This window comes from Gryllotalpicola reticulitermitis, assembly GCF_042651345.1.
GTDB classification, from domain to species: domain Bacteria; phylum Actinomycetota; class Actinomycetes; order Actinomycetales; family Microbacteriaceae; genus Gryllotalpicola; species Gryllotalpicola reticulitermitis.
Genome location: NZ_JBHSCN010000006.1, coordinates 508,191 through 520,888, shown reverse-complemented (window position 1 = coordinate 520,888; position 12,698 = coordinate 508,191). Strand labels below are relative to the sequence as shown.

Here is a 12,698-nt window from a genome sequence, read left to right as displayed (position 1 = left end):
AACGGCGCTCTTCGCGCATACGCTGGAGCATGGCCGCTTCGAACGGAACCGTCGTCGCCCTGGTGGGCGGCGAATCGTCGGACTTGATCGCCCAGCTCGGTGCCCTGCGCAACGTCGATGCCTTCACGGTCGCCGACGGCGACGAGGCCGAGGCGGCTCGCCGCATCAGCCGTTCACATGCCTCGTACGTCATCTCCGACGCCGACCCGCTCGCCCACGTGGCGGCGGCGTGGGTCGAGTTCTTCGATGACCGGGTGACACTCGAGACGCTGCTGTACGAGGCGGACACCGCAGCAGACGCCCTGCGCTCGGGCCGTGCCCAGTTGCCCGACTACTATCTCGTGCTCGACCCGGCTGCCGTCGAGGGCACCTGGCGGCACTGGTGGTTCGGCGCACTGTCGAGCAAGGCTCCGACGCGCGTGCTGCCTGTGCCGTCGTCGACGGGCGAGGTGCGCCGCCAGCTGCGCCGTCTGCCCACCGGCCGGCCGTGGCCGGCCGAGTTCGCGGCGTGGCTCACGCGCCTGCAGTTCGAGGTCCCTGACCGCCTCGCCCTCGACTGAGCCATACCCGGTATCAGCCGCCCGCGCGGTACGTCATCGGCGGCACGAGCAGCCCGCGGTCCTCGCGGATCCAGACCAGTCCCGTCTCGCGATGCTCCGCGCGCGTCGCAAAGCGGTATCGAAACACCCGCGCCCGCACGAAGGCGGGGCGCCGCCCGGCGAACGGGTCGACACGCAGCAGCCGTAGCGTCGCGCGGTCGGCGTGCAGCAGCCGCACGAGGAGGACCTCGAACCAGCGATCGTGCGCCCCGAGTGCGAGGAACCACATCAGCCAGTCGAGCCGCAGGTGATACGGCGCGAACCAGCGCGGCACGCGCGCCGGATCCCCGGGCTTGCCGTGGAACTCGTACTCCCGCCAGCCGCCCGCACCCGTCACGTCTTCCGTGCCCTCGACGACGACCTCGTCGCGCGTCCGCGTCACCGTGCCGAACGCGCCGTATGCGTTCACGAGGTGCCACCGGTTGAAGCTCGCGTTCATCAGCTGACGCGACGAGAACAGGTTGCGCAGCGGCCACCACGACAGATAGACGAGCAGAGCGGATGCCAGCAGCACGGGCACGGCGAACCACGCCGGCATCCCAGCATCCGTCCCCGGCCCCGTCGCAGCCGGCCACACCGGGACCACAGCGTGCACCGCCCCGTCCGACACCCCCGCGAACAGCAGCACGACGCTGATCCAGTTGAGCCACGCGAAATTCCCCGTCACGATCAGCCACAGCTGCGTCACGATCATCACCGCTGCGGCGACCGATGCGATCGGCTGCGGAGCGAACAGGAAGAACGGGCACACGAGCTGCGCGAAGTGATTGCCCACGACCTCGCCGCGATGCACCCACTTCGGCAGAAGGTGCGCCTGCCGGCTGAGCGGTCCCGGCATCGGCTGCGTCTCGTGGTGGTAGTACAGGGCGGTCAGGTCCTTCCACTCCCGGCCGCCACGCAGCTTGATCATGCCCGCGCCGAACTCGAGGCGGAAGACGAGCCAGCGGATGAGGAACAGCACCGTCACGGGTGTCGCCGTCGTCGACGAGCCGAGCCACGCGACCGTGAACCCGGCCTCGCAGAGCAGCGACTCCCACCCGAAGCCGTAGAAGGTCTGGCCGACGTTCACGATCGAGAGGTAGGCACCCCACATGAGCAGGAACAGCACGGTGGTGAGCCACGGCTGGGTGAGCTGGGGCAGACCCGCGACGAGCGCGCCTCCGACGACCGCCCCGCCCACCGCGATGGCGCGCAGCATCCGATCGGAATATCGCCAGCGGAAGATCGTCGGCTGCCTGCGCGCATAGCTCAGCTGCAGGAACCGCCGCACCGGCATCAGCCCGTGCTCGCCGAGCAACGCCGGGAACTGGTCGGCGGCCGAAAGGAATGCGATCACGAACACAGCGGCGACCCCGCGCTGCAGCACCTCGCGCGCAAAACCGTAGTCGCCCGTCCCGAGCCAGCCGAACCAGTCCATGACAGCGGCGACGGTAGCGCGCCCGGCGCGGGCCCTCCACCCCTCCCGCCGCGCGCCGCGGCGCCGCTAGCCTGAACGCCATGGGCTCGGGGCGTGCGGTCGTCGTCGGTGCGGGGCACAACGGTCTCGCCGGCGCGGTCACGCTGGCGCGGGCCGGCCTCGACGTCACCGTGCTGGAGCGGTCCGAGCACGTCGGCGGCGCGGTCGCGACCCGCGAGCTCACCCTTCCCGGCTTCCGGCACGACGTCGGCTCGGCTGTGCACCCGATGGCGGTGCACTCCGAGTTCTTCCGCCGCTTCGGCCTCGCCGAACGCATCGAATTGCTCACCCCCGAGATCTCGTACGGGCACGCGCTCACCGCGGACCGCGCCGTGCTCGCGTGGCGCGACCTCGAGCGCACCGCCGGCGGGCTCGGCGTCGACGCGTCGACCTGGCGCCGGCTGCTGTGGCCGCTCAGCGCCGACGCCGACCGCCTCGCCGCCGTCACGGGCGGCGCGTTCCTGCCGCCCGAGCACCCCGGCGTCGCTCTGCGGCTCGGCCTGCGCGCGCTCGAGCAGGGCAGCGCCGCCTGGAACAGCCCATTCAGAACGGATGCCGCGGCCGCGCTCCTCACGGGAGTGATCGCGCACACCAACCGCCGCCTTCCGTCGATCGGCGCAGCGGCCCCCGGCATCGTGCTCGCCGCCTTCGCCCACGCCGGCGGCTGGCCCATTCCACGCGGCGGCAGCGGCGCGATCACTGCGGCGCTCGCCGCGGATCTCGTGGCGCACGGCGGCCGCATCGAGACGGGTGTCGAGGTCACGCACATCGACGAACTGGCGGGTGCCGACGTCGTGCTGCTCGACCTGACGCCGCGGGCGTTCGCGCGCATCGCGGGGGAGCGGCTGCACGGCCGGTACCGCCGTGAGCTCGGGGGCTTCCGCTACGGCGACGGCGTCGCGAAGGTCGATTTCGCTCTCGACGGCCCAGTGCCGTGGCGCGCGGCCGAATTGCGCGACGCGGTCACGGTGCATCTCGGCGGCACGCGCGCCGACATCGCCCTCGCGGACGGCGAGGTCGCGTCGGGCCGGCTTCCCGAGCATCCGTATGTGCTGATCAGCCAGCCGTCCGTTATCGACGACTCCCGGGCGCCGGCCGGAAAGCAGGTGCTCTGGGCCTACACGCATGTGCCTGCCGGTTCTGACGCCGATCGCACCGAAGCAGTGACGGCCGAGATCGAGCGGTTCGCGCCCGGCTTCCGTGACACGGTGCTCGCGACGGCGAGCACGACGGCCGCCCGGCTCGAGCAGCTCGACCCGAACCTGATCGGCGGCGACATCGCGGCGGGGAGCACTGCCGTGCGGCAGTTGCTCGCCAGGCCGCAGCTCGGCCCGCGCCCCTGGCAGACGCCGCTTCCGGGCGTCTATCTGTGCGGCGGATCCACCGCGCCTGGGCCTGGCGTACACGGCCAATCTGGGTGGCACGCGGCGCGGCTCGCCCTCACTGAGTTGCACCTTGCACAGCCGGATCTATCCCCTGATCAGGCGCGCTGAACGCGGCATTGATTAGGAGCGAGCGCATTCCGTTCCTCCTCGCCGACCTCGCCGACCGTGTCGACGCTGGGCTTATTGACTGACGGTCAGTAGTATCCCAGGAATGACGCAGGGGAAGCGGTTCGACCATGACGTCGTGGTGATCGGCTCGGGGTTCGGCGGCTCGGTCGCCGCGCTCCGGCTGGTCGAGAAGGGCTACGACGTGCTCGTCTACGAAGCGGGTCGGCGCTTCGAGGACCGGGACTTCGCGACGACGAACTGGGATCTTCGGCGATACCTCTGGGCACCCGCGCTCGGATGCTTCGGGCCGCAGCGCATTCACAAGCTGCCCGATGTCCTGCTGCTCGCGGGCGCCGGCGTCGGCGGGGGCTCGCTCAACTACGCGAACGTGCAGTACGTGCCGGGGGAGTCGTTCTTCCGCTCGGGCTCGTGGGCCGGCATCGCCGACTGGCAGGCGGAACTCTCACCGCACTACGAGACCGCGAAACGGATGCTCGGCACCGTCGAGCACTACCCGTACGACGGCCCGGCGGAGCAGGTCATGCGCAAGGTCGCGGTGAAGCTCGGCGTGCCGGAGACCTTCCGCACGACCCCGACGGGCGTGTACTACGGCACGCCCGGGGCCGAGACACGGGGCGTCACCGCGGCCGATCCGTTCTTCGGCGGCGAGGGCCCCGCGCGCACGAGCTGCACGCTCTGCGGCAACTGCATGGTCGGCTGCCGGGTGGGCGCGAAGAACACGCTCGTCAAGAACTATCTGTGGCTGGCCGAGCGCCGCGGTGCGATCGTCGAGCCGCTGCGTACGGTGGTCTCGGTGCGGCCGCTCGGCGGCCCGGGCTCTGAACGGGCGGGTGCCGCGGGCGGCGAAAGCGACGGTGGGTACGAGATCACGACGGAGCGCACGGGAACAGCGCTCACGCCGAAGGACCGCCGCAGCGTGACTGCTCGCGAGGTCGTGTTCGCCGCGGGCGCCTGGGGAACGCAGAAGCTGCTGCACACTCTCAAGTCGCGTGGCGAACTGCCGCTCATCTCGGATGCCGTGGGCACGCTCACGCGCACCAACTCGGAAGCCCTCGACGGGGCGCTCACGGTTAACGTCCCCGACGCCGATCTCACCGAGGGCGTCGCGATCACCACGACGCAGTACGTCGATGAGGTCACGCACGTGCAGAACGTGCGCTACGGCAAGGGCAGCAACGCCCTGCTCATGCTCGTGACCGCCCTGGTACCGGGCGGCAGGCCGCTCGGCGCCCGGCTCGGCGATCTGTTCGGGCGGTGGGCGAAGCATCCGCTCAGCGAACTGCGGGCGAGCGTGCCGGCCCGGGCGACCGAGCGCGGCATCATCGCGCTCGTGATGCAGAGCCTCGACAACTCCATCACCGTCTCGCCACGGCGCACGATCTTCGGTCGCACGAAGCTCACGAGCCGTCAGGGCGATGGGGCGCCGAACCCCGACTGGCTGCCGCAGGCGCATCGCGCGACCGAGGCCATGGCAGAGGAGCTCGAGGCGGCGATCGGGGTCCGCGCATTGCCTCGCGGCAGCTGGCTCGAACTGTTCGGAGTACCCCTCACCGCCCACTTCCTCGGGGGCGCGGTGATCTCAGCCGGCCCCGAGAGCGGCGTCGTCGATCCGTACCACCGGGTGTGGAACTACCCGGGGCTGCACATCGTCGACGGCTCGACGATCTCCGCGAATCTCGGCGTGAACCCTGCGCTCACGATCACGGCGCAGGCCGAGCGCGCCCTCGCGATGTGGCCCGCGAAGGGTGCCGCGGACCCTCGTCCGGCACAGGGCGAGCCGTATCGTCCGGTGTTGCCCGAGGCTGCACAAAGCTTGTCCGAACCGTGACTTGACCGCGTCACGGGGGCGGTGCAGAGTGGCCAGCGGATCAAGGGCGATCCGGGGGATTGCGCAGAGGTGACACCGCGAGAGAGCGGTCACGATGGGGTGGCCGCGGTACCCGAGACGGGCTATCCGGTGGCCGCCCGGAAGCGCAACGTCTTCGAAGCCGGGAGGGGCTCCGAGGACGCCCCATGCCCGAATCCGGCTCGGGCGCCGCGCGAGTTAGGCAATTCGCGGGCCGGGGAACAGCCCGGGCATGACCGAGGACGCCAACGAGATCAAACTGCCGGGTGCACCGGCCACCGAATCGCCCGCTGTCGGCGAGCCGACGACGCCGCGCGGGCGGCTCGCGCCGAAGCCCGATCAGTCGGGTCCCGAGACGCGTACGCCCACAGGGGCGCCGACCACCGCACCGCAGGACGCGGTGGCGCAGCAGGGTCACTACCTGACGACGGCGCAGGGCGTTCCGCTTGCCGACACCGACCACTCGTTGAAGGCCGGCCGACGCGGTCCGGTGCTGCTGCAGGACCACCACTTGCGCGAGAAGATCACGCACTTCGATCACGAGCGGATTCCTGAGCGGGTGGTCCACGCCCGCGGCGCGGCCGCGCACGGTCACTTCGTCGCCAACGGCGAGGCGGAGAAGTACACGGCGGCGGCCTTCCTCAAGGCCGGCACGGTGACGGACACCTTCGTCCGCTTCTCCACCGTGCTGGGCTCACGCGGCTCGGCCGACACCGCTCGCGACACCCGCGGTTTCGCGACCAAGTTCTACACGACGGAGGGCGTCTACGACCTCGTCGGAAACAACATCCCCGTGTTCTTCATCCAGGACGCGATCAAGTTCCCCGACATCATCCATGCCGGCAAGCCGCACCCGGATCGGGAGATCCCTCAGGCGCAGTCCGCCCATGACACGTTCTGGGACTTCGTGTCGCTGCACACCGAGGCGCAGCACCACACCATCTGGAACATGTCCGACCGCGCACTGCCGCGCTCCTATCGCATGATGCAGGGCTTCGGCATCCACACCTTCCGGCTCGTGAACGCGGACGGTGCGACGGTATTGGTCAAGTTCCACTGGCGGCCGCGGCTCGGCACCCACGGTCTGGTCTGGGAAGAGGCGCAGCTCATCGCGGGCAAGGATCCCGACTACCACCGGCGCGATCTCGCCGACGCGATCGAAGCAGGCGCCTACCCCGAGTGGGACTTCGCGATCCAGGTCTTCCCCGACACCGAGGACCAGCTGTTCGCCGGCATCGACCTGCTCGACCCGACGAAGCTCGTTCCCGAGGAGCTCGCGCCGCTCAAGGTGATCGGAACGATGACGCTCGACAGGAATCCGCTCAACTACTTCGACGAGACCGAGCAGGTGGCGTTTCACCCGGGCCACCTCGTTCCGGGCATCGACGTGACGAGCGATCCGCTGCTGCAGGGGCGCCTGTTCTCGTATCTCGACACCCAGATCACGCGCCTCGGCGGCCCGAACTTCGCTCAGATCCCGATCAACCGCCCGCATGCCGACGTCAACGACATGCTCCGTGACGGCCTCCACCAGGACGCGGTCCACTCCGGTGTCGCACCGTACCGGCCCAACTCCCTCGACGGCGGCTGCCCGTTCCCCGCGGCGCTGCACGGCGATGAGGGCGCTCAGGCGTTCATCGACGTCCCGCAGCCCGTCCAGCAGGACGTCGTGACCCGTGCGCAGCCTGCCAGCTTCGACGACCACTTCTCGCAGGCGCGGCAGTTCTATCGCTCGCTCACCCCGATCGAGCAGCAGCACGTCAAGCAGGCCTACTCGTTCGAGCTCGGCAAGGTGTATGAGCAGACGATCAAGGAGCGCGAGCTCCAGGCGCTCGTCAACATCGACGTCGACCTCGCCGCCTTCGTCGCCGAGCAGCTGGGCCTCGACGTCCCCGCGGCGAGCGAGAACGTGCCCGACACCGACCCGAGCGGCGCACTCAGCATGATCACCGACGACGAATGGCCCGTCGATGGGCGGCAGCTCGGCATCGTGATCGACGACGAGACGGATGCCTCGGTGCTGGCATCCGTTCGCGAAGCGGTCGACGCCGCCGGCGTGACGCCCGTCGTCATCGCGCCGCACGGCGGCACCGCGGCGGGCTCGCCGGTGCAGCGCACCTTCCAGACCGCCGCGAGCATCGAGCTCGACGCCGTGCTGGTGCTCGCCTCGACCAGCGACCCGCGGATCGTGCAGCTGCTCGCCGAGGCGTTCCGCCACGACAAGGCGATCGCAGCCGCGACCGAGGCCGCCGACACCCTGCACGTCGCCGCGATCTCCGTCAGCGCGCCGGGCATCGCCGTCGAGGAGCCGGCCGAGGCGACACGCGCATTGCTCGAGCTTCTTCCGTCTCACCGCGTCTGGGGACGAGAATCGGCCTGAGCGGCACAGCAGCGGCAGAGCAAGCACGGCATCGCAAGCAGGGCATAGCAGCAGCAGCATAGAAGGGGACTTCTAGTGACAACGGCGTCAGCATCTCAATCGGCAACGGGCGGGACGATCCGCAGCCTCATCCCGGCGCGGCTCGACCGCCTGCCGTGGACCAGGTTCCACTGGTCTGTGGTCGTCGGCCTCGGCGTGGCCTGGATCCTCGACGGTCTGGAAGTGCAGCTCGTCGCGGCGAACGGCTATGCGCACACGCTGCACCTCTCGAGTGCCCAGGTCGGCCTCGTCGGCACTATCTACCTGATCGGCGAGGTGGTCGGCTCGCTGTACTTCGGCTGGCTCTCCGATCGCTTGGGCCGGCGCCGGCTGTTCATCCTGACCCTGCTGATCTACCTGCTGGGCAGCGGTATCGGGGGCTTCGCGTTCTCCTATTGGTTCCTGCTGATCTTCCGCTTCGTCGCGGGCGCGGGTATCGGCGGCGAGTACGCGGCCATCAACTCGGCGATCGACGAGCTGATTCCGTCGCACTACCGCGGCCGTATCGACATCGCGATCAACGGCACCTACTGGGCCGGTGCCGCGCTCGGTGCCGCGGCGAGCATCCCGCTGTTCAACCCGAATCTGGTCAGCGAGAACTGGGGCTGGCGCATCGCGTTCTGGATCGGCCCGGTGATCGGCCTGTTCATCATCTATCTGCGGCGGCATATCCCGGAAAGCCCGCGCTGGCTCGTGACCCACGGCCACGAGAAGCAGGCGGAAGCGACGATCGCGGACATCGAGCAGCGGGTCGAGGAATCGGGCGCCAGGCTGGAACCCGTCGACGACAGCCAGGCGATCGAGCTGAAGCCGATCGAGTACGTTCCCTTCCGGGTGATCGCGCGAACGCTGCTGCGGCAATATCCCAAGCGCACCATCACGGCGGCCGCGATGATGATCACGCAGTCGTTCCTCTACAACGCCATTTTCTTCAGCTATGCGCTCGTGCTGGAGAACTTCTATGGCATCGCGACCGACCACACGGGCTACTTCTTCTTCCCGTTCGCGATCGGCAACCTCGTCGGGCCGCTGGTGCTCGGGCCGCTGTTCGACACGATCGGCCGGCGGAAGATGATCTTCACGACGTATGTCGGCGCGGGCATCGTGCTCACGATCTCGGCGATCCTGTTCCAGGCCGGTGCCTTGAACGCGGTCTCGCAGACGATCTTCTGGTGCGTGGCGTTCTTCCTCGCCTCTGCCGGTGCGTCGAGCGCGTATCTGACCGTGAGCGAGACTTTCCCGCTGGAACTGCGATCCCAGGCGATCTCGTACTTCTTCTCGGTCGCGCAGATCGTCGGGGCGGTCGCACCGCTGCTGTTCGGCGCGCTGGTCGGTGACGGCTCCTCGCGCGGGCCGCTCACGATCGGCTACTTCGTCGGGGCGGCAATCATGATCATCGGCGGCATCATCGCTCTCTGGCTGGGTACGGATGCCGAGCGCAAATCCCTCGAGACCATCTCCGCCCCGATCTCGCTGGTGACGACGCCCCGATAGCGTGGCTGCTGGCGCGGGCACTCGTATCGATTCGATTCGTGCCTCAGAATGATCAGGTGAAGCGACTCTCCCTTCCTCAGACCAACCTCACCGCCTCGAACCTCATCCTCGGGCTGATGCGGATCACCGAGCTCGACGACGAGTCGATCCGTACTCTCGTCGGCACCGCGCGCGATGAGGGCATCGACTTCTTCGACCACGCCGACGTGTACGGCAGCGGGCGACACCAGTGCGAGCGCCGCTTCGGTGATGCGGTCCAGTTCGCGTCGTCCGAGCGCGAACAGGTGAAGATCCAGACCAAGACCGGCATCGTCGATGGCGCGTTCGACTTCTCGAAGGACCACATCCTCGAGTCCGTCGACGAGTCGCTCGCGGCGCTGCGCACCGACTACATCGACGTGCTGCTCCTGCACCGCCCCGACGCCCTCGTCGAGCCGGAAGAGGTCGCCGCGGCGTTCGACCAGCTCGAGGCATCCGGCAAGGTGCGCAACTTCGGCGTCTCGAACCACACCCCGGGTCAGGTCGAGTTGCTCAAGAAGTTCGTGCGCCAGCCGCTCGCCTTCAACCAGGTGCAGCTCTCGATCACGCACGCGCCGCTGGTCGCCGCGGGCGTCGCGAGCAACATGGCCGGGCTCGACCAGTCGATCGACCGGGACAACGGCATCCTCGACTACTCGCGCCTGAACGACATCACCCTGCAGGCGTGGTCTCCGTTCCAGAAGCAGTTCTTCAACGGCGTCTTCCTCGGGGACCGTGAGAACTACGCAGAACTGAACGACGCGATCGATGAGCTCGCCGCGAAGTACGAGGTCACGCCGACCGCGATCGCGGTCGCGTGGATCACGCGCCACCCCGCGAACTTCCAGGTCGTGCTCGGCACCACGAAGCCCGAGCGCGTGCGCGAGTCCGCTGCGGGCAGCGAGCTCCCGCTGACGCGCGTCGAGTGGTACCGCCTCTTCACGGCGGCCGGCTACATCCTCCCCTGACGCGCGCCGCGCTGAACCGAGCAGCGCTACAGCTGCCGGATGACGCCCCTCCTGTGGGTGTGGCGTCATCCGGCACCTGTAGCGCACCCGCCGGGTTAGCGTGGAGTCGTGGCAACACTTCAGGCGCTCGCCGATCTGCGGGCCGACTTCCCCCTGCTCGACCAGACCGTCAACGGGCATCCGCTCGTCTATCTCGACTCGGCTGCGACCGCCCAACGGCCGAGCGTCGTGCTCGATGCGGAACGCGACTTCCTCGAACGCCGCAACGCCGCAGTGCACCGAGGCGCGCACACCCTGGCCGCCGAGGCGACGGAGGAGTTCGAGCAGGCGCGCGCGGCGGTCGCCCGGTTCGTCGGAGCGCGTCCGGAAGAGATCGCGTGGCAGCTGAACGCGACGGATGCCCTGAACACGATCGCCTTCGCGATCGGCGCCGCGAGCCGCGGGCGAGGGGGAGGCGCCGGCAGCGAGGGGATCACCGCGCGCCGGTTCGCGCTGCACCCCGGCGACGAGCTCGTGGTCACCGAGGCCGAGCATCACGCGAACCTCATCCCGTGGCAGGAGCTAGCGGCGCAGACCGGCGCGACCCTGCGCTACGTCCCGGTCGACGACGACGGCCTGTGGACGATCGACGACGCCCGCGCCGTCGTCACCGACAAGACCCGCCTCATCGCGTTCGCGCACGTCTCGAACGTCACCGGCATGGTGGCGCCGGTGCCCGAGATGGTCGCACTCGCGGCATCCGTCGGTGCGCTCACGGTGCTCGACGCCTGCCAATCGGCGCCGCACCGGCCGCTCGACCTCGACGCGCTGGGCGTCGACTTCGCCGCGTTCAGCGCCCACAAGATGCTCGGACCGACCGGCCTCGGGGTCCTCTACGGTCGCCGCGAGCTGCTGAACGCGCTGCCGCCGGGCCGTACCGGCGGCTCGATGATCACGACTGTCACCATGGAGGGGGCCGAGTTCCTGCCTGCGCCGCAGCGCTTCGAGGCCGGAACGCAGCCGGTGTCGCAGGCGGTGGCGCTGGGGGCGGCCGTCGGCTACCTCGAGAGCGCGGGGCGCGACGCCGTGCTCGAGCACGAGCGCGCCCTTGCGGCGCGGCTCTACGACGGACTCGCCGGAATCCCGGGTCTGCGCCTGATCGGCCCGGGCGCCGGGGCCGAGCGCGCGGGGCTCGTCGCCTTCGACGTCGCGGGCGTCCATGCTCACGACGCGGGCCAGTACCTCGACTCGCGGGGCATCGCGGTTCGCGTCGGCCACCACTGTGCGCAGCCCCTCCACCGCCGGCTCGGTCTGACCGCGAGTGTGCGGGCGAGCGTCTACGTCTATAACACGGAGGCCGACGTGGACACCTTCCTCGAGGCCGCCGCAGGCATCCGCCACTACTTCGGGCTCTAGTCCGACGACCGCGGCACGCGCTGCCCGGATCCGCAGTCCGCTGCCCGGATGCGAGCAGCGCAGAGCGGATCCCGGTAGCGCGAACGCGGGGCGGCGAGAGAGGCTGGAGTCACTATGAGCGATTACAGCGAAGTGCAGACTCCCGACGTCGGGCGCTACGGCGTCTGGGTCTCCGGCCGGAAGAATCCCACCCCCGAGCTTGCGTACCACCTCGAGACCCTCGGCTTCGGCGCGATCTGGCTCGGTGGAGCACCGGCCGATCTCGAGCTCGTCGAGGCGATGATCGCGAACACCGCGTCGCTCGTGGTCGCGACCGGAATCGTGAACATCTGGACGGGGGACCCGCACGAGCTTGCCGACTCCTATCACCGGGTCGAAGAGGCTCACCCCGGGCGTCTGCTCGTGGGCATCGGCGTCGGCCACCCCGAGAGCCAGGGCGACCGCGCGCTCAAGCCCTTCGCCGCGATGAACGACTACCTCGACGTGCTCGACGACGAGCAGGTACCGCAGAGTCGTCGCGTACTCGCCGCGCTCGGCGATCGGATGCTTCGCCTGTCGCGCGACCGCGCGGCGGGCGCGCATCCGTATCTCGTCACCCCGTCGTTCAACGAGGGCGCGCGCGAGGTGCTCGGAGCCGACAAGCTGCTCGCGACCGAACAGCGTGTGGTGCTGCGCGAAGACGCGGACGAGGCGCGTGCGCTCGGCCGGCCGAGCGTCGACCGCCCGTACCTCGGCCTGCGCAACTACGTGAACAACCTCGGGCGCCTCGGCTACAGCGCGGAAGATCTCGAGAGTCCCGGCAGCGACCGCCTCATCGACGACCTGGTCGGCTACGGCGATGACGCGGCCGTGGCCGCGCGCCTCAACGCGCACCTGCATGCGGGTGCCGATCACGTCGCGGCTCAGCTCATCGCCGCCGACGGAGACGACGTCCACGAGGCTTACACGCGCATCGCTCGCGCACTCGGCCTTGGTACGGAAGGCTGAGC

At 69.6% G+C, this 12,698-nt stretch carries 9 protein-coding genes; 8 read left to right on the top strand and 1 reads right to left on the bottom strand.

The genetic code is table 11. The annotated features are described in order from the left end of the window. Positions 1–29 precede the first annotated feature (29 nt). On the top strand, positions 30–560 hold the full coding sequence (locus tag ACFOYW_RS15855) for a hypothetical protein (RefSeq protein ID WP_390231054.1): 531 nt from the start codon (positions 30–32) through the stop codon (positions 558–560). Positions 561–573: 13 nt separating this feature from the next. On the opposite strand, the gene ACFOYW_RS15850 is transcribed toward ACFOYW_RS15855, so the two are convergent. Continuing rightward, positions 574–2,016 (bottom strand): lipase maturation factor family protein, encoded by a 1,443-nt coding sequence (locus ACFOYW_RS15850; protein ID WP_390231051.1) that lies wholly within the window; start codon positions 2,014–2,016, stop codon positions 574–576. Between the two features lie 80 nt (positions 2,017–2,096). On the opposite strand from ACFOYW_RS15850, the gene ACFOYW_RS15845 reads away from it, so the two are divergent. The 7 genes from ACFOYW_RS15845 to ACFOYW_RS15815 all read left to right on the top strand — a co-directional run bounded on the left by ACFOYW_RS15845 (position 2,097) and on the right by ACFOYW_RS15815 (position 12,696). Then, entirely contained in the window at positions 2,097–3,548 is a 1,452-nt protein-coding gene (locus ACFOYW_RS15845) for a phytoene desaturase family protein (protein ID WP_390231048.1), read from the top strand. 103 nt (positions 3,549–3,651) lie between these two features. Further along, a complete protein-coding gene (locus ACFOYW_RS15840; protein ID WP_390231045.1) occupies positions 3,652–5,397 on the top strand; it encodes a GMC oxidoreductase in 1,746 nt (581 codons plus the stop codon). Positions 5,398–5,647: 250 nt separating this feature from the next. After that, a complete protein-coding gene (locus ACFOYW_RS15835) occupies positions 5,648–7,795 on the top strand; it encodes a catalase (RefSeq protein ID WP_390231042.1) in 2,148 nt (715 codons plus the stop codon). 75 nt (positions 7,796–7,870) lie between these two features. Continuing rightward, a complete protein-coding gene (locus ACFOYW_RS15830) occupies positions 7,871–9,328 on the top strand; it encodes an MFS transporter (protein WP_390231039.1) in 1,458 nt (485 codons plus the stop codon). 56 nt (positions 9,329–9,384) lie between these two features. Continuing rightward, positions 9,385–10,314 (top strand): aldo/keto reductase, encoded by a 930-nt coding sequence (locus ACFOYW_RS15825; RefSeq protein WP_390231036.1) that lies wholly within the window; start codon positions 9,385–9,387, stop codon positions 10,312–10,314. Between the two features lie 108 nt (positions 10,315–10,422). Continuing rightward, entirely contained in the window at positions 10,423–11,709 is a 1,287-nt protein-coding gene (locus tag ACFOYW_RS15820; protein WP_390231033.1) for a SufS family cysteine desulfurase, read from the top strand. 114 nt (positions 11,710–11,823) lie between these two features. Beyond that, positions 11,824–12,696, top strand: coding sequence for an LLM class F420-dependent oxidoreductase (locus ACFOYW_RS15815; RefSeq protein ID WP_390231030.1), 873 nt, complete (start codon positions 11,824–11,826; stop codon positions 12,694–12,696). The last annotated feature ends 2 nt before the right edge of the window (positions 12,697–12,698 follow it).

Excerpts from the sequence above, each read along its gene's own strand:
- ACFOYW_RS15855 (WP_390231054.1), top strand. The coding sequence starts at position 30 with ATGGCCGCTTCGAACGGAACCGTCGTCGCCCTGGTGGGCGGCGAATCG.
- ACFOYW_RS15850 (WP_390231051.1), bottom strand. The coding sequence starts at position 2,016 with ATGGACTGGTTCGGCTGGCTCGGGACGGGCGACTACGGTTTTGCGCGC.
- ACFOYW_RS15845 (WP_390231048.1), top strand. The coding sequence starts at position 2,097 with ATGGGCTCGGGGCGTGCGGTCGTCGTCGGTGCGGGGCACAACGGTCTC.
- ACFOYW_RS15840 (WP_390231045.1), top strand. The coding sequence starts at position 3,652 with ATGACGCAGGGGAAGCGGTTCGACCATGACGTCGTGGTGATCGGCTCG.
- ACFOYW_RS15835 (WP_390231042.1), top strand. The coding sequence starts at position 5,648 with ATGACCGAGGACGCCAACGAGATCAAACTGCCGGGTGCACCGGCCACC.
- ACFOYW_RS15815 (WP_390231030.1), top strand. The coding sequence starts at position 11,824 with ATGAGCGATTACAGCGAAGTGCAGACTCCCGACGTCGGGCGCTACGGC.